This window comes from Scatolibacter rhodanostii, assembly GCF_900197595.1.
Lineage (GTDB): Bacteria > Bacillota > Clostridia > Oscillospirales > Acutalibacteraceae > Scatolibacter > Scatolibacter rhodanostii.
The window spans coordinates 982778-1000684 of record NZ_FZLO01000001.1; the positions used below are offsets into that span (position 1 = coordinate 982778).

At 39.2% G+C, this 17907-nt stretch carries 13 protein-coding genes; 8 read left to right on the plus strand and 5 right to left on the minus strand.

Annotated elements, in window-relative coordinates:
• Positions 1-31 precede the first annotated feature (31 nt).
• Complete coding sequence (locus CS931_RS04455) at positions 32-904, minus strand: polysaccharide deacetylase family protein (RefSeq protein ID WP_099204529.1); 873 nt, start codon at positions 902-904, stop codon at positions 32-34.
• Positions 905-1153: 249 nt separating this feature from the next.
• Here CS931_RS04455 and CS931_RS04460 point away from each other — a divergent pair, with 249 nt between their 5' ends.
• Both CS931_RS04460 and CS931_RS04465 read left to right on the plus strand, forming a co-directional pair.
• Positions 1154-1861, plus strand: coding sequence for a response regulator transcription factor (locus CS931_RS04460; protein WP_099204530.1), 708 nt, complete (start codon positions 1154-1156; stop codon positions 1859-1861).
• The gene (locus CS931_RS04465; RefSeq protein WP_099204531.1) at positions 1836-3572 is read left to right on the plus strand and encodes a sensor histidine kinase; all 1737 of its coding nucleotides are present in this window, start codon (positions 1836-1838) and stop codon (positions 3570-3572) included. Before CS931_RS04460 ends, CS931_RS04465 begins: the two co-directional genes overlap by 26 nt.
• 144 nt (positions 3573-3716) lie before the next feature.
• Here CS931_RS04465 and CS931_RS04470 read toward each other — a convergent pair whose 3' ends face one another.
• Positions 3717-4463, minus strand: a complete 747-nt coding sequence (locus tag CS931_RS04470; protein WP_099204532.1) for a DeoR/GlpR family DNA-binding transcription regulator — start codon at positions 4461-4463, stop codon at positions 3717-3719.
• Between the two features lie 393 nt (positions 4464-4856).
• Here CS931_RS04470 and CS931_RS04475 point away from each other — a divergent pair, with 393 nt between their 5' ends.
• From CS931_RS04475 to CS931_RS04500, 6 genes are all read left to right on the plus strand, one after another.
• Complete coding sequence (locus CS931_RS04475; protein ID WP_200814935.1) at positions 4857-5501, plus strand: L-fuculose-phosphate aldolase; 645 nt, start codon at positions 4857-4859, stop codon at positions 5499-5501.
• A 55-nt stretch (positions 5502-5556) separates the two neighbouring features.
• Positions 5557-6507 carry an ABC transporter permease gene (locus tag CS931_RS04480; RefSeq protein WP_099204533.1) on the plus strand — a complete coding sequence of 317 codons (951 nt, stop codon included), beginning with the start codon at positions 5557-5559 and terminating at the stop codon, positions 6505-6507.
• An 18-nt stretch (positions 6508-6525) separates the two neighbouring features.
• A complete protein-coding gene (locus tag CS931_RS04485) occupies positions 6526-7419 on the plus strand; it encodes a carbohydrate ABC transporter permease (RefSeq protein WP_099204534.1) in 894 nt (297 codons plus the stop codon).
• A gap of 124 nt (positions 7420-7543) precedes the next feature.
• A complete protein-coding gene (locus CS931_RS04490) occupies positions 7544-9139 on the plus strand; it encodes an extracellular solute-binding protein (protein WP_099204535.1) in 1596 nt (531 codons plus the stop codon).
• Between the two features lie 54 nt (positions 9140-9193).
• The gene (locus tag CS931_RS04495) at positions 9194-10597 is read left to right on the plus strand and encodes an alpha-L-fucosidase (protein ID WP_099204536.1); all 1404 of its coding nucleotides are present in this window, start codon (positions 9194-9196) and stop codon (positions 10595-10597) included.
• A gap of 72 nt (positions 10598-10669) precedes the next feature.
• Complete coding sequence (locus tag CS931_RS04500; RefSeq protein WP_099204537.1) at positions 10670-11938, plus strand: alpha-L-fucosidase; 1269 nt, start codon at positions 10670-10672, stop codon at positions 11936-11938.
• Between the two features lie 128 nt (positions 11939-12066).
• Here the strand turns inward: CS931_RS04500 and CS931_RS04505 are convergent, their stop codons facing one another.
• The 3 genes from CS931_RS04505 to CS931_RS04515 all read right to left on the minus strand — a co-directional run bounded on the left by CS931_RS04505 (position 12067) and on the right by CS931_RS04515 (position 17652).
• Positions 12067-13851, minus strand: coding sequence for an L-fucose isomerase (locus tag CS931_RS04505; protein WP_099204538.1), 1785 nt, complete (start codon positions 13849-13851; stop codon positions 12067-12069).
• 322 nt (positions 13852-14173) lie between these two features.
• The gene (locus tag CS931_RS04510) at positions 14174-15880 is read right to left on the minus strand and encodes an ABC transporter ATP-binding protein (RefSeq protein ID WP_099204539.1); all 1707 of its coding nucleotides are present in this window, start codon (positions 15878-15880) and stop codon (positions 14174-14176) included.
• Positions 15874-17652 carry an ABC transporter ATP-binding protein gene (locus CS931_RS04515; protein WP_099204540.1) on the minus strand — a complete coding sequence of 593 codons (1779 nt, stop codon included), beginning with the start codon at positions 17650-17652 and terminating at the stop codon, positions 15874-15876. The genes CS931_RS04510 and CS931_RS04515 overlap by 7 nt, the downstream gene beginning before the upstream one ends.
• Positions 17653-17907 lie beyond the last annotated feature (255 nt).

Consider the following 17907-nt stretch of genomic DNA (forward strand, 5'->3'; position numbering starts at 1 on the left):
GCAATATGTCGCAACGATTTGTAAACTTTTATCATTCGGCTGATTCAAACAAAGAATACGGATTATTTTCTGGTAGTTCTCCTGCTTGTGACGTGCCCAACAAGTGGTTTTCCAAGTCCCCAAAACGATAACCGGCTTCTTCCCACTTTGTCAAAAGTTCATCTAAAATTGCCCCGTTTGTACTGGAAGTGCTATGTAGCAATACCACGGCCCCATTGTGAATTCTCGGTAACAGTTTTGAAAAAGCTTCTTCTTTAGACGGCTGTTTGTCTTGATACCAATCGACATAAGCCAGACTCCAAAAAACAGTCTTATACCCCAATTGCTGTGCCATCTCAAGATTGCTTTGGCAATATTTTCCTTGTGGTGGACGGTAAAGCTTAGGCATATCCTGACCCGTGATTTCTTTATATAAGACTTCGTTCTTGCTTAACTCATTCACAAAGTTTTCTTTGGAAGAAATTGCGGACATATCGGGGTGACTATAGGTATGATTGGCCACTGTATGACCATCTGCTACCATTTGACGCACTAAATCGGGCTCTGTTTCAAAGAAGTTGCCTACCAGAAAGAACGTTGCCTTTACTCCATGCTTTTTGAGAGCTTCTAAGATTTTAGGCATATTCCCATTCTCAAACCCGGCATCAAATGTAAGATAAATGATTTTTTCTTCTGTTGCCTGATAAAAAAGTGAATCGTACCCTGCCAGATATTCTGCTGTGGCATTGCCTATCGGCGGCTGACCCTCCTGCTGAAAACTAAGCCCCCAATTTGTGATTTCTGCCGAAGCCATGACAATTTCGCTTTTTTGAATTCCTGTCGTAATAATGAGAGCCGAAACCGCCACAATCATGACGGCAGAGCAGATAATTCCGCTATATTTTTTCCAAATTTTTCTCACCATCTCACCTCATCCTTTACATTACTGCAATAAATTATATGCTATTCTCTCTGCCACTATCACTTTTCCATTGATTTTATGAGCAAGACAGGATAAACTATAGTCATAAAGTATGATTTACCAATTGCTTGTTGCACAATTTTTCTGTTATCAATGGATGTAAGCAATTTGTAAGAATTCATTTGGGCAATCGTAAGATACAACCAGTAAAATAAATGATTAAGAATACTATGGCGGAGGTATGAATACAGCATGACAAACGCAAACGAAAAAAACATTCTTGTTGTGGATGATGACCATGAAATCGTGAGAGCCATCGCGCTCAACCTTGAAGCAGAAGGCTACAATGTTTTTCGAGCTTATGACGGACTCGAAGCATTAGACATTGCCATGACAAAAGACGTTCACCTCATCATTATTGATGTTATGATGCCAAAAATGGATGGTTTATCTGCCATTATGCGCATTCGTGAAAAGAAAAACCTGCCTATCATTGTCTTATCTGCTAAAAGTGAGAACAGCGATAAGGTTATTGGTCTGTCTGTCGGCGCTGATGATTATATTACAAAACCTTTTAACCCTATGGAGTTAACCGCAAGGGTTAAATCTCACCTAAGACGCTATACCCGTTTGGGCGATATTAATGCCAGCAGTGAAAATATCATTCTCAACGGACGCCTTTCTTTTAACACAGACGAACACGTTCTCTATGCGGATGGCGAACCTGTTAAATTGACCGCTACAGAAACCAAGATTGTTGAGCTGTTGATGCGCAATCCAGGTAGAATTTTCCCAGCAGAAGAAATTTATAGCAAAATTTGGAATGAATCTGCTTATTCAACGGAAAACACGGTCATGGTGCATATCCGCAGAATCCGTGAAAAAATTGAAATTAATCCGGGAGAACCGGAATATCTAAAGGTGGTATGGGGTATTGGCTACAAAATTGAAAAACACTAAACTGCCTGTTAACCTATTTGTTGGCCTGATTTCTTGGGTGGCCTTTCTCTCATTGATTTATGCTTTTTCGTGCATTGTAACTGCCATGGTTCTAGTTTTGTTTCAATCTGATCTTTCAGGCAGCATTAAGGAAGTCCTCTATCTCTTCCCTCACTTTCACAAAATCCCTCAAGAAATACTCATTCGGCTGATTAGCATTATCTTTCTTGTCTTGCTTAGTTTGGTTCTCACCATGCTTTTTCGAAAAGAACGCAAGCAGTTTGAGGTATTGTTAACTCATTTTCTCGCTAAAGTATGGATTGAATTCAAAATTATGTTTTATCCGCTGATTATCTACTTAGCCATACTACCAAACATTTTTTGGCTTTTACTGCTTGCTATTATTTTGGTTATCTATCTTGTATGTTTGGATATTGGCTATAACCGTTCTATTTTTAGAAGAAACATAGCTTCTTCTATTCTCCATGCCTTTAATAAAGCAAAAAAAGGCAGCACCTATGAATATATTGCCATTAGAAGAATGATTTCCGTCATTAGCATTATCTCGGGAATTATTATTTTAGACGCTCTTGTTATATCTGTCGTAAATTTTTTGAGAGAAAACTACGTGCGCAATACAAGTCGTTTTGATCTTATTATTCCCTCTATTATTTTTATTTCTCTTTCGGGTATCATCGGTTCTCTTGCTTGGTATTACCTTTCTCATAAAAAAGACCTAGAAGACTTGAGCAATATCATGGTGCAAATTGAGAAGATGTATAGTGGAAATTTAAATGCCGTGAATAGTATCAGTCCTGCATCTCAATTTTATGACATGGCTATGCAGCTTAACATGATTCGAACCGGCATTGAAAGAGCTGTTGATGAAGGTATTAAAGCCAACAAAACCAAAGTTGAGCTCATCACGAATGTCTCTCATGATATCAAAACCCCTTTAACTTCTATCATCTCTTATATTGAGCTCTTAAAAAAGGAAGAAGGTTTGCCTGAACATGTACAAGATTATGTGCAGACTCTTTCTAACAAAGCAACTCGCCTTAGCCATATTGTGCAGGATGTTTTTGAGGTTTCTAAAGCGGCAACCGGCAACCTTTCTCTTAATGTAGAACCGCTTGACCTCTCCAAATTGCTTCAGCAAACTTTGGCTGAAACTGAAGAATGCATGAATAAAGTTCAGCTAGACTGGCGCATTGATATTGCTGACGAAGCGCTGATGATTCAAACTGACGGACAAAAAATGTACCGTGTTTTTCAGAACTTAATTCGAAATGCTGCCCAATATTCGTTAGAAGGTTCTCGTGTTTATATGTCCTTAAAAAAAGTAAATCGCTTTGCAGAATTTAGCCTGCGTAATGTAGCAAAAGCTGAGCTTGACTCTTCTGCAGCAGAATACCTGACAGGGCGTTTCATCCGCGGCGATCAAAACCGAACAACTGAAGGCAGTGGGCTTGGCTTATCAATTGCCAAAAGCTTTACAGAAGCCTGTGGGGGAAAATTCGTCCTCAAAATTGATGAAGATATTTTTCTTGTCAAAGTTATTTTTGAGTTAGAAACTCCACTTGAAACTTTTTCTCAGACATTTGAACCTGTCATTCTTCCCCACGAATTTGCTTCACCGGCCGAAGAACTTTCGTTGACCGAAGATTCAGAGACTGCTCAACCTGACGCTGAACTAAAGCCAGAATCATCTCCATCAGATGACAACTCTTAATCTTTAAACCCCTATAAAAAATTAAAAAGCCAACTTCCTGAATCACATCGGAAGTTGGCTTTTATTTTTAATCAATAACGACATATAATCTTGATTTAATCGTCAGGGTATGAACAATTTTTTATGCTATGTATTTTCCGTCTTTTACCAAACGACCTCACAATTGTATTTGGTACAAGCTTCTATGAATCTATTGTCAGGCTTTTGATTGAAAATGATAATATCAACATCATAAAGTGAAGCGAAACAATAAAACCCCATTTTTCCCAATTTACCATTGTCGCAAAGCAATACTTTCTTCAAAGCTCTGCGAATCATCTTACCTTTTAAATGTCCTTGTTGATAATCCTCTTCATAAATCCCTTCGGTATTAACGCTTTTGCATGAAACAAAAGCGTAGTCAACATTAAAAGACTCTAAAAAATCCTCTGCTTTTTCACCAATTAAGGACACTGAGTTTGGTTTTAAATCACCCCCTGTCACAATTATCTTATTATTAGAAGAGACCATATCCAAAGCATTTTGCAGACTATTCGTAATGACCGTCATATTTCTAAAATCACCAATATGTGCGCAAAGTGCATTCACTGTTGTGCTTGAATCTAAGAAAATAGACTGTCCATTCTCGATATAGCTAGAGGCAATCTTAGCAATATAGGCTTTTTCTTTAAAATTAGCACTCGCCCTAATCATATGAGCCGGCTCATTCTTTTCAAAAAGAGACACTTGACCATGACTTTTTTGAATGACTCCCAGTTTCTCCAATTCAATCAGGTCTCTGCGTATAGTTGAGATACTGACATAAAGCAAACGAGAAAGCTCTGCGGGTTTCATGTACTTTTTTCTTTCAATTAGTTCCAATATATCTTTATGTCTTCTATTTTCAATCATAAAATGCTCCTTTTTAAAGAATCACTGAACAATTTTGAACAATTTTGATTTTTATCATTTTGATTAGCGAACATATTCCACTTTTATCAAATTTGTAGAAATTTATATAAATATGTACTAGAATATAAACATCAAATGATTAATTAGACATTATTTATCATAAATAACAATTTATATTAGTATTTTCTACTAATATAAATCTATGTTAACGATTATTTTTTAATTTGTCAATAACTAAACCAGATTATAATTATATTAACATTACAGAAGAACCTAAATGCTGTGTTTTGAAATAATTGTTCTTTCTGACATATTTATATTCTATTTGTTCATTGACAAACAGTCCCTGAATTTAAACATTTAACTATTACTTTACATTTGAAGAGGTTACCTATGAAACTGATGACAGAAAGAAACCTGTTGATTGAGTACGGCAAAAAACTAGTTACAGATGGCTTTACTTGCGGTACAGGCGGGAATTTAAGTATCTACAATCGAGAAGAAAAGTTGATGGCCATTACACCTTCCGGCATTCCTTTTTTTGAAATCTTACCGGAGGACATCGTCATTATGCGAACAGACGGTACGATTGTAGAAGGAACGAGAAAACCTTCTAGCGAATGGGTGATGCACAAGCTCTTTTACGAAAGAAGAACTGATATCAACAGTGTTATTCATGCCCACACAATTTATTCTACGATTTTAGCCGAATTACGTTGGGACCTTCCCGCTGCACACTATATGATTGCTGTCGCCGGTCCAAATGTAAGATGTGCTGAATATGCCAGTTTTGGCACAGAAGAGTTAGCCGAAAATGCTTATACCGGAATGATCGATCGCAAAGCTGTTTTGCTTGCTAACCACGGGGTATTAACTGGGCATTACGATATTGCCAACGCTTATAACGTACTGGAAGAGGTCGAGTATTGCGCCAATATCTACTATCGCGCTAAAAGCATTGGAGAGCCTGTGATTTTGGATGATGCTGAAATGCAGCATATGCATGAAGAATTCAAGATTTATGGCCAAAGAAAATGAGGGGTTACATCATACGCTGAATTTCGCACAATACAAATAGGAGGTTATCTGGAAAATGAAAATGACTCATCTATCACAAAAGAACTCATTTAAGCCGAAAAAAATGCCATTTGGAAGATACATAAAAAACAATTATGATTTATACATTATGCTTTTGCCTGCTCTTGCTTTTATTATCATCTTTGCTTATCTTCCCATGTATGGCGTGCTCATGGCATTTCAAGACTTTAACCCTGCACAAGGTATCGCCGGAAGCCCATGGGTAGGTCTAAAACATTTTGAACGTTTTTTCAGTATCTATACGGCTAAACAAATCATTGTAAACACTATTGTTTTGTCGCTATACTCCATTATTGTCTCCTTCCCCTTCCCCATCATCTTAGCTCTTATGTTGAACTATTCTGTTAGCAAACGTTTTGGAAAAATGGTGCAAACTGTCACCTACATACCCTATTTTATTTCTATAACCGTTTTAATTGGCATGATGAACATTTTCTTTTCTCCCAATTACGGCATTGTCAATACTGTTATTTCTGCGCTGGGGGGTACTACACAAACGTTTATGTCAGATAGTTCATGGTTCAGGCACTTATACGTTTGGTCGGGCGTTTGGCAAAACATGGGCTATTCCGCAATTGTTTATATTGCCGCTTTGTCGAGTGTAGACCCTACTTTATATGAAGCTGCTACTTTAGACGGTGCCAGCAAACTGCAGCGCATGCGCTATATCGATATTCCTACTATTATGCCTACCTGTGTCATCATGCTTTTACTTAGTCTTGGTAGCATTATGGGTGTGGGCTTCGAAAAAGTGTATCTCATGCAAAATGACAGAAACTCCGCAATATCAGAAGTAATTTCTACTTATGTATATAAGGTGGGGTTATTAGATGGGAGATATAGTTTTTCTTCAGCGGTCAATCTGTTTAATTCTATCATTAACTTTACTTTGCTTATCTTTGTAAACAAAGTTTCAAAAAAAATCAGTGACATTTCACTTTGGTAGAAGGAGGGGCTTTATACCATGCATAGTAAAATCTTCAAAGGGACCAAATCAGATGTTATTTTTGATATTGTCAACACGGTTTTATTGATTCTAATCACACTGATAATACTTTATCCTTTATATTATATTGTCATTGCATCTGTTAGTACACCTACTATGGTGTTAACCGGAAAAGTCACTCTTTTCCCAAGAGGATTCCAACTAGAAAGCTATAAACGAGTTTTTTCCAATCCCGATATTGGCAGAGGCTATTTTAATACAATCCTATACACCTCTCTCGGTACTATCATTAATTTAATTGTTACACTGCCTGCTGCATACAGTCTCTCCCGAAAAGATTTGCGAGGAAAAAATTTTATCATGATGATTTTTTCTTTTACCATGTTTTTTGGAGGCGGCACAATTCCCACTTTTTTAGTGGTAAAAGATTTAGGCCTTTATAACTCGTTTTGGGCTCTGTTAATTCCTAGTGCCATGAGCGTCTGGAATCTAATTATCTGCCGTAACTTTTTTGAAGGCAGCATTCCTCTTGAACTTTATGAGGTTTCTATTATTGACGGTTGTACAAATCGCAAATTCTTTATTCAAATCGCTTTGCCCCTCTCAAAGGCTCTTATCGCTGTTATGGTGCTGTTTTATGCTGTAGGACATTGGAATTCGTACTTTTCAGCCTTATTGTATCTCAAAGACAGCGAATTATATCCTTTGCAGATGGTTCTGAGAAATATCCTGATTTCTAGCCAGCCAGATGCAACTTTAGCGGGCATGACTGACAGAGCAAAATTTTATCAGGAAGTTGAAATGTTAAAATATGCTCTTGTCATTGTTTCTAGCGTGCCTGTATTGATGTTGTATCCATTTGTGCAAAAGTATTTTGTTAAAGGAGTGATGATTGGTTCTATCAAAGGATAACAGATCTTTATAGGGTACGTTTTAACGTTGGGATTCTGTTTTTAATCGTGCGAGCAAACTTTTGGGGCTTGAATACGCTTTAAAAACGAAAAAAATTATATTATGGAAAGTAAGGAGTTAAAGTATGAAAAAATTATTAGCCATGCTTCTCAGTGCTGTTTTAGTCACTTCTGTTTTCAGTGCCTGCGCTACAGACAATAAAGCGTCTGAAAATGGAGACTCAAATGTCAGCACTAGCGAAACAGGTACTACCGATTCAGTCCAAACCTATAACCTTGCTGCAAGATTATCTCCAAACTGGGGTAACCCAGAAAACGGAGAATTCTGGAAATCCATGGAAGAAAAGACAGGCGTTAAGATTAACTGGACCACTTATCTAGAAAGTGAAGCAGACGAAAAATTCAGCATTTTGATGACATCCGGCGAATATCCTGATGCCTTTATCGGCGGCTTTGGCGGTGGAGATTCCAACATCATTACCTATGGCAGTCAAGGTGTTTATCTCCCGCTAAATGACCTCATTGAAAAGAATGCTCCCAATTTCACAAAACGCGCTGAAGAAGAAAACAGCCAAATCATGAATATGATTACAGCTGCTGACGGCAACATTTATGCCTTGCCAAGCGTTCTATATAATCCCTATATTTATAACAATACTTTTATCAACAAAACATGGCTTGATAAGCTAAATTTAGAAGTTCCTACCACAACTGACGAGTTCGTTGATGTTATGCGTGCCTTTAAAGAGAACGATCCAAACGGCAACGGTCTCAATGATGAAATCCCTATGGCTTTCATGTTTAAAGACTGGGGCGCAGCTGACCACGGTTGGTATTTCGGTGCTTTTGGTTATCCGCTTGCTCCCGATCCCGACTACACAATTATTGATAATGGCAAAGTGGTTTATCTTGGAGCTGCAGAAAGCTTTAAAAAAGGCGCAGAATGGCTCGCTACACTATACGCAGAAGATTTACTGGACAAAGAAGTCTTTACTATGGATGACAGCCAATACAGTGCTAAAATTTCTAGTGACCCTGTTTCTTTGGGCGTATTCTCTAGCTGGGATAATTCTGGTACCAATAAAGACGAATATGTTGCGCTTATGCCACTGGAAGGCCCTAACGGTGACCGCAACACCCTAAAAGAAGGTATTGTTGGTTTCTATCGTGACCAATTCATTATTACGTCAGCCTGCGAAACTCCCGATAAATTGATTCAATGGGTAGATGAATTCTATGCTGATGCTGAAACCAGCTTAAATGCTACCATGGGTATTGGCCCAGACAAAGAAAAATCTTGGTATTTTGATGACAACAACCAAATTGTTTGGAATCTTGAACAACCAGAAACCTATGAAAGAGGTCAGCAACAACTTCCTTTCGCTCCTGCTATTATTGGCGAAGAAGGCCGCAATGCTTTGAAAGCAACTGCAAGTGAAAAAGAAGAGATTACTTCACAATATATGGAGTATGCTGACAAATTCACAAGTGGTGAATGGGAACGCTGGCCAAATGCCTTTATGACAAGTGAAGAAAACGAAGAACTCTCTATCTTGCAAAATGATATTATGACTTACTCTAAAAACAAACTCGCAGAGTGGATTTCTGGAGAAGCTGATGTCAATGCAGAATGGGATTCTTACCTTGCTGAACTTGACAAAATCGGCGTTAGCCGTTGGGTTGAACTTAAACAACAAATTTATGATAGATTTAAAGGCTAAAATCTTATTTGTATACGCAACCAACCACATATGAATTGAAATGAATCGAGAGCTATGAATTATATTGAAAAAGCTGCAAAAATCAAACCTACCGCAAGACAAATTAAATGGAACCAGCTTGAGTTTTATGGCTTTGTTCACTTTGGGCTATACACCTATACGGATACCGAAACACCAGACGGAAGTGACGCTAAAGCAAAATTTTTCAATCCTATTCACTTCGATGCCGAACAGTGGGTAAAAGCCTTCAAATCTGCCGGTATGAGTGCTTTATTGCTGACCTGCAAACATCATGAGGGATTCTGCTTGTGGCCAACAGCCTATACCAATTTCAGTGTCAAAAACTGCCCATGGAAAAATGGGCAGAGCGACATTGTCAAAGAAGTAGCCCATGCCTGTAAAAAACATGGTCTCCAGTTTGGTGTCTACCTTTCTCCGTGGGACATGCACGAAACCACATATGGAACAGAAGCCTATAATATCTTTTTTAAGAATCAGCTTCGTGAACTCCTGACAAATTACGGCGACATATTCTGCGTTTGGTTTGACGGTGCCTGCCGAGAGACCAAAATAAAACAAGACTACGATTGGGACGGCTATTATGCACTCATTCGTGAATTGCAGCCAAATGCTAGTATCTGTATTTGCGGGCCTGACGTTCGCTGGTGCGGAAACGAAGCTGGCGTATGCCGAGATGAAGAGTGGAGCGTTGTACCTAAAGAAATTATGACAACAGAGAGAAATCCTGGTTATTGGCGTCAAATTGACACCATTCCAAATGCTACTTGGCCTGACCTTGGCAGCAGAGAGTTTATCAGCAAAGGCCAAGAACTTATGTGGTATCCTGCTGAAGTTGATGTTTCTATTCGCCCAAGCTGGGGATATGTTAAAGAAGATGATACAAAGCTACATTCATTAAATACTTTAATGACCATGTATCTTCGCTCTGTTGGTGGCAACGCTAATCTGCTTTTAAATGTTCCGCCTAATCCAGATGGACTTTTTGCCGAAGCTGACATCGAGCGGTTATCTGAAATGGGTTCTGCCTTACAAAAACTCTTTTCCAATCCTGCTCCATTGCCAGAAAACTGCGTCTCTTCAAGTTTTGCAGCCGAGCACGAACCAGAATTTGTTTATTCTTCTAATCGAGATACTTATTGGCAATCCGGTACAGACGATGTTTCTCCTGCATTAACCCTCTCATGGGATAAACCTATTGAGCTTGACATGGCTGTTATTCAGGAAACCATTGAAGAGGGGCAGCATATCGAGTCTTTTGACTTAGATTATCTTGATGAAGAGAATCACTGGAAAACCTTTTTTAGTGCTACTACCATTGGCTATAAAAGAATCTGTCAATTTTCTAAGATTAAAACAAAGCAAGTGCGCTTTAAAGTAAATGCAAGCAGAAGTTTTGCCGCTATTACTTACTTAAAATTCTATCAGACAAACTCATAAATGCAAAATGATTATGCTGTGCTGCTGAACTGCTGCAGCGCAGCATAACATATTTTCTGGGAGGAATAAAATATGAGTCTGGAAAAAAATAATGCAAAATCGTGGTTCATGGAGGACCGATTTGGTATGTTTATCCATTGGGGATTATATGCCATTCCTGGTAAAGGAGAATGGATGAGAAGTGTTGAACATACTTCGCTGGAAGATTATCAAGTATACTTTGATGAATTTAACCCCATTCATTATGACCCCAAAAAATGGGCAAAAAAAGCCAAAGAAGCTGGTATGAAATATGCCATATTAACAGCCAAACACCATGATGGATTTTGCCTGTTTGACAGTGCTTTAACTGATTATAAATCTACCAATACACCTTGCAAACGTGATTTAGTCAAAGAATTTCTAGATGCATTTCGTGAAGAGGGTTTAAAGGTTGGACTCTATTATTCGCTGCTTGACTGGCATCATGAAGATTTCCCCTGTTATAAAGATCCTTTCCACCCTATGCAAGGAAAATTTCCTGAAGAAGAAGAGAAAAAAGATTTTTCTCGCTATGTGAAATATCTACATGGGCAAGTGGAAGAACTGCTGACAAACTACGGAAAATTGGATATCATGTGGTTTGATTATTCTTATAATGAGATGGCAGGAGAAAAATGGGAAGCTACCAAGCTTGTTCGAATGATGCGTTCTTTGCAGCCAGATATCATCATTGACAACCGCTTAGGCATTAACAAGGCGAGCGAGCCAATAACCGAATACAGCGGTGATTTTGTTTCGCCTGAACAAATTATGCCGGATGCACCTATGACTGATGTTTATGGCAACAAATCTCCTTGGGAGCTTTGCATTACTATGAATTTTCACTGGGGCTATTCCCCATTAGATCGAGAGTATAAAAGTGCTAAAACCATTATTCGCGCCCTTGTCGAATGCACCAGCAAAGGTGGAAATCTACTGGTCAATGTGGGGCCTTCGCCCAAAGGAGAGCTTCCGCGTGAAAGCATTCAAATATTAGAAGATATGGGCAAATGGATATATGAAAACGGCGAAAGTATCTATGGATGCGGCGAAAGTATGATGAAAAAACCGGACTGGGGCTTTTATACCCAAAAAGGAAACACCTTATATGCCCATGTTTTTGATAGAGGCATTGGTGACCTAAAGATTGATGGCATGGAAGGCAAACTGAAAAACGGGCGTCGTGTTTGCGATTGGTCTGAAGCAGCGCTCTTCCGTCCTTGGAATGGGCACGAATATCCTGATGATGCATTTATTCAGCTTACTACTGCTGATTTGCAAGATGATATTGATACCGTTTATAAATTTGAAATAAAGTGATAGAAAATATGGGCATAGCTTATCTTATTGCAAGATTAAGCTATGCCCATATTCCATTGACAAGGTCGCTATATCGATAATAAAAAGCGGACAAAAGAATTTTCCTTTTGCCCGCCTTTTTTATACTACTAACGATAAAGAGCTCCATAGGTTTTACATGCACTAAAATCAGCACTCATTAAATCATTTGTGCCGTAGGCAGCCCATGCATGCGGACGATATACTTTCTCGTCTGATACATTGTGCATGGCAACTGGAATTCTGAGCATAGAAGCCAGTGTAATAAGGTCGGCTCCTCTATGCCCGTAACACCAAGCACCATGATTGGCACCCCAATTAGCCATAACACTATATACATCTTTGAAAGCACCCTTGCCGGTAAGATTTGGAACAAACCATGTTGTTGGCCATGATGGGTCCGTTCTCTTATCCAGTTTATCATGACTTTCATCATCCAACATTCCCGTCCAGCCTTCTGCTATTTGCAAAACAGGGCCGAGACCATCTACCAAATTTAGTCTTGCCATGGTGACAGGCATTTCACCTTCTGTTTTAAAGTGGCTGGAGAAACCGCCCCCTCTGAAATACTCATAATCAGCGCGGCACCAATCGGTTGCTTTCAGGCAGGCGTCTATGTCTTTCTCTGACATCTCCCACCACGACTTCATACAGTTTTGCCCGTTTTCATCTTTTGCAGCCCCTGTTGCATCTAATGCAGTAGCCCCTGAGTTTAGCAGATGAATAAACCCATTTGCTAAAATACCTTCTGGTGCCTTGCCTGTTACACGCTTAACCGAATCTGGACCCCAATATGTTCGCACATCACTAAATAAAGGTGCTTCACCCGTTAGAAGATTCAACAATAGCATTGTCACTCCGTTGAGAGTGTCATTCTCCGTTGCCAAAACAAGCGGTGCACGCTTACCATTCCAATCAAAGGTAGAACAAAGAATCGCTTCCATAAAGTCGCCGTTTGGCAGCCAATCTGTCCAGTTGCGCTGGCCTTGGAATCCACCGGCAATCGCATTTTTGCCAAGGCTTTCTTCATACCAACCAATTTCGGCCAACTTTGGGTTTCCTTGCATAATGTCACGCGTAACTAAAGCCATTTTTACGACAAATCCCCAGTCTTGATCAGCCGGAATCGTCTTTGATTTTTGAATGATTGCAGGCAACTTTTTACCCTCATTCTTATCAAAACCTTCTTTACAGTTGGCTCTTGTCCAAATAAGTGCCTTTTCATATTCATCATGATCATAGATTTCCAGATGAATACGACGCAACATTTCTGTCATGTCTACCCATTCTGCACGCATACCTAAGTATTTTTGGAAGAAAGATAAATCACAATAAGAACCCATAATTCCCATTGAAACGCCGCCTAAGTTGCAATATCCTTTTCCTTTCATCCAACCAACAGCCACTGCTCCTCTTACAAAAGAAAGCAGCTTTGTTTTTACATCTTCCGGAACAGAAGTGTCACCTGCATCTTGCACATCTTCTCCATAAATAGCAAAAGCGGGTAAACCCCTTTGTGCATGCGCCGCCATGACGGCTGCCAAATATACGGCGCCGGGGCGCTCTGTTCCGTTAAATCCCCACACCGCTTTTATGGTAAGCGGGTCAGTATCCATCGTTTCACTGCCATAACACCAACATGGTGTTACTGTCAGGGTAGCACAGACATTTTCCGAAGCAAACTGTTCGGCACAAAGCCCAGCTTCTTTAGGTCCGCCAATTGTTGAATGAGCTATCACACACTGCACAGGCGTGCCATCTGGATAACGAAGATTTTGTTCTATTAACGCCGATGCTGTTTTGGCCATGGTCATAGTTTGATTCTCAAGACTTTCACGAACGCCTCCCCAGCGTCCGTCAATTGTTGGTCTAATTCCAATTTTGGGGTAACGCATTTTTCTTTCCTCCCTGATTCTCTTTTACATTTTAAATGTCTGCCATTTTTATTTTTAATTCTGATATATCAATAAAATTATATCCTATTTGCCCTTGTTCTCTATGTGCAAATCGACTATAAAAAAATAAACAAACACTATAAATATATTAAAATTATTATATCATATTTACCCTTATAATTCAAAGATTTTCTACTGTTTTTCTAGGTTTTTTGTGGGTAAATTTGCATAAAAAAGCAGAGCCATTTATGGAAAATCTACTTGCCGTAGGTTTTCAAATGGGCTCTGCTTTTTTATTCTTTTTGTTGTTCAATAAATCACATTAATTTGTCTGTATTTCCACCATGTGCCGATAGATTCCATTCTCGTTCATCAGCTCTTGGGGAGTGCCCTGCTCTGCTACAGTCCCCTCAGCAAGAACCACAATTTTATCTGCGCCTGCCACTGTTCGCATTCTATGCGCAATGACAAGAACTGTTTTATTTTGGATTAGCTGAGAAATAGCCGACTGAATCAGCGTTTCATTGTCTACATCTAACGAGGCCGTTGCTTCATCAAGTAATACAATCGGAGCATCTTTCAGTAGCGCACGTGCAATAGAAATTCGCTGCCGTTCTCCGCCAGAAAGAGTAGCTCCATTTTCACCGATCATTGTTTGATAGCCATTGGCCAGTTCGGTTACAAAATCATCACAGCGAGCTGCTTTCGCTGCAGCAACGACTTCTGCGTCAGTAGCATTGTGACGACCAATACGAATATTCTCCATGACAGTATTGTTAAACAAAGTGACATCTTGAAAAACAATTGAATATTTTTCTAAGAGGACTTCTGGATCAACAACAGAAATATCTTGCCCTCCCAGCAAAATTTTTCCTTGATTGGCGTCCCAAAAGCGAGCCGCCAACCGAGAAACGGTAGTTTTACCTCCTCCAGAGGGACCAACTAATGCTGTAACTTCTCCTTGCTTCGCTGTAAAAGAAACATTTTTGAGAATAACATCTCCCGTATTATAAGAAAATCCTACATGTTCAAACGTGATGTCACAACCTTCGGGTTGGAACTTGGTAGTGCCTTCTTGAATAGGGTAATCTAAAATTTCGTTCATGCGTGAAACATAGGTCCGTGTAGAAATGACAGCTGCCAAATTTTGCAGCGCTGCTTGCATGGGGTCATACAGGCGCGATGCGACTAACAAAAACATAAAGAAATCCAGTATGCTCAAAGTGCCATTTATTAATAAAATTGAGCCTACTAGAGCCACTGTTGCAATGCCAATTTTTAAAATCAACTGTGCTGTGCCAACAAATGCCGCTGTACCAAATTCTGAAATAACTGCACGTTTTTCCACATTTTTAATTTTGACATCAAGGGTTTTTAAATAATCAGCCTCAGCGTTATTTGACTGTAAATCACGAACGGCTTCTAGGCATTCTTGAATTCCATCAGCGCAAATCATCTTGGCTGCCATTTGCTTTTTACTCAATCTATCTTGTACTTTTGTGGATAAAATCACAATAGCAAAAGAAATAGGAAGCACCCACAGTGCCGCCAATGCCATTCTCCAGTTAAAAAAGAATAGGCTTATTGCAATCAAAAAGGTTGAAATCATAGAACCAAATAACTGGGGAATATAATGAGAAAATGACTGCTCTAGAAAAGCGCTGTCTGCCATAATTGTACTTGTCAAATCGGCTAAATCTCTTTTTCCAAAAAAAGATAATGGGATTTTTCTTAATTTTTCAGCAAGTGTAATGCGCCGCACACCACTCTCTTTGTAAGTAGCAAAATAGGTTGCATTATATTCAAAATAAGTAGCCATAAAAATGAAAACAAGACAAATTAGCACACCCACAAAGTAGAAACTGAAATTTGGTGTTACTTGATTGATTAAATCTTTTACAAAGCTATAAAGAAGTCCCACCGGAACCATTAGAGACATATTTGAGAACACGCACGCTACACAGGCTTTGACTAAATCTTTTGCTCCTTGCGGTGAAAGAGCAAAAGTTCTCTGAATTTTTTTTAGCATGGTGCCACCTCCTTTTCAACTTTCCATTGAACAGAGCTTTGATAATTATTCCACATATCCGTATAGAGACCGCCAGAAGATAGTAATTCTGTATGGGGTCCCTTTTGAGCAATTTTGCCCTCTTTTAATACAAAGATTTCATCTGCATCTACTACTGTAGTAAGTCGGTGGGCAATCATAATGACTGTTTTTTGTTTAGCAAGCTCAGCAAATGCTGCCTGCACTTTTCTCTCGTTATCGGGATCAGCAAATGCGGTTGCCTCATCTAAAATAATAATTGGAGCATTTTTCAACATCACGCGGGCAATGGCAATCCGTTGCTGTTCACCACCAGAAAGAAACACTCCCTTTGTGCCGATAACCGTATCGACACCGTTAGGCATTTTCTCAATAATATCTGTGCACTGTGCCGCTTTCAATGCCTGCCACACTTCTTCTTTAGAAGCAGTAGGTCTTGCCAAGCGAACATTTTCAAGAATTGACAGTTTTAGCAGTTTGCTGTCTTGATAGACAAAGGCAACCGTATTCATCAATTCTTCCTTTTCTATTTCTCGAATGTCGACACCGCCAATTCGAATACTTCCTGCACCGATGTCAAAAGAGCGTGCAATTAATGCGGCAAGAGTAGATTTTCCGCCACCTGACGGGCCTACCAAAGCTACACTCTTCCCCTGTTCAATGTTCAGCGTAATTCCATCAATTGCCTGATGTTTTCCATCATAACTGAAATGTGCATTTTCAATCTTTATGGAAGTGCCTTTTGGGTGCATGGGGTGTTTAGATACTGATAATGGCTTCATTTCCAGTATCGTATCAATACGCTCGAGAGCATCGTTCACAATCATTGCGTTTTCACTGGAAAACATAATTTTGGTTAGCGTAACCGAAATAACCGGCGTGATGATGATATAAAAAATAAGATTCAACAAGAAAGCATTGGTTACACCCTCTTGTGTAAAAAACAAACCAGCAGCGATTAAAAAAGCAAACACGCTGTTTACGGCAGTTGTATAGAACACCATCGGCATACGCAAGCTTTTTGTATACTCAGTAACCCACTTGCCGTAGTTATCAATAGAACCCTTGAAGCGTTTGAACGAAAATACAGTTTGCCCAAATGTCTTGACAACAGGCACACCACGAACATACTCTACCGCCTCATTAGACATATCATCTAAAGCATTTTGGTATTCTTTCATTTTCTCTTGCATCTTTTTGCCGGTCATCTTCATCATTACCATAAATCCAGCTATAATAGGCAGTAGACTTAACAGCCCTAATCGCCAATCAAAGAAAAACAGTAGAAATAAAAGACCTACCGGTGTAGCCATCGCTCCTGCTTTATCCGGCAGTTGATGTGCTAAATAAGTTTCAGTCGCTGCACTTGATTCATTGATAATTTTACGCATTTTTCCGCTGCCAAAACCATCCATAAATCCCATTGGCAATGTAACAATGTGATGTACGGTTGCTGTTCTAATATTGGCTGCAATTCGAAATGCTGCTAAATGAGAACACATCAAGCCCATAATGTACACTAACAAAGAAAGTGCTGCAAAAAGCAGTGCCATCCATCCGTTTCGAGGAAGGTTTTGTGCTGCAGAAAAGTCAGGCGCATAATCCAAAACCTCTTTAATGATTTTCCAAATATACAAGAAAGGCACCAATGCAATAAAAGCACTGATTGCTGACAAAACCCATGAAGCAATTGTCAGGTAACGAAACTTTCCGGCATATTCTAATAGCCGTGATAGATTCGATTTTTTTTTCATTTGTCTATCCTCCTTAAATTCCCTATACGCTGTAGCTGCTGAAACCACTTATCTATTCCTCAAGATATACCTTTGCAAAATAAAACACCTTTTTCTCGCTTAATCGCGATAGAGGGGTGATTTTATACCCACAATATTCTCTGTACTAGAGTGAGATTGCATTTTTATATTCTTGAAAAAAGTTAGCCATGGCTTACTATTGATTTGTTTTTAAGCGCCCTTACAGGCGCTCCCCTACAAAACATTTTTATTTTA

Excerpts from the sequence above, each read along its gene's own strand:
- CS931_RS04505 (WP_099204538.1), bottom strand. The coding sequence starts at position 13,851 with ATGCGTTACCCCAAAATTGGAATTAGACCAACAATTGACGGACGCTGG.
- CS931_RS04490 (WP_099204535.1), top strand. The coding sequence starts at position 7,544 with ATGAAAAAATTATTAGCCATGCTTCTCAGTGCTGTTTTAGTCACTTCT.
- CS931_RS04485 (WP_099204534.1), top strand. The coding sequence starts at position 6,526 with ATGCATAGTAAAATCTTCAAAGGGACCAAATCAGATGTTATTTTTGAT.
- CS931_RS04470 (WP_099204532.1), bottom strand. The coding sequence starts at position 4,463 with ATGATTGAAAATAGAAGACATAAAGATATATTGGAACTAATTGAAAGA.
- CS931_RS04475 (WP_200814935.1), top strand. The coding sequence starts at position 4,857 with ATGAAACTGATGACAGAAAGAAACCTGTTGATTGAGTACGGCAAAAAA.
- CS931_RS04460 (WP_099204530.1), top strand. The coding sequence starts at position 1,154 with ATGACAAACGCAAACGAAAAAAACATTCTTGTTGTGGATGATGACCAT.
- CS931_RS04480 (WP_099204533.1), top strand. The coding sequence starts at position 5,557 with ATGAAAATGACTCATCTATCACAAAAGAACTCATTTAAGCCGAAAAAA.
- CS931_RS04515 (WP_099204540.1), bottom strand. The coding sequence starts at position 17,652 with ATGAAAAAAAAATCGAATCTATCACGGCTATTAGAATATGCCGGAAAG.
- CS931_RS04495 (WP_099204536.1), top strand. The coding sequence starts at position 9,194 with ATGAATTATATTGAAAAAGCTGCAAAAATCAAACCTACCGCAAGACAA.
- CS931_RS04510 (WP_099204539.1), bottom strand. The coding sequence starts at position 15,880 with ATGCTAAAAAAAATTCAGAGAACTTTTGCTCTTTCACCGCAAGGAGCA.
- CS931_RS04500 (WP_099204537.1), top strand. The coding sequence starts at position 10,670 with ATGAGTCTGGAAAAAAATAATGCAAAATCGTGGTTCATGGAGGACCGA.
- CS931_RS04455 (WP_099204529.1), bottom strand. The coding sequence starts at position 904 with ATGGTGAGAAAAATTTGGAAAAAATATAGCGGAATTATCTGCTCTGCC.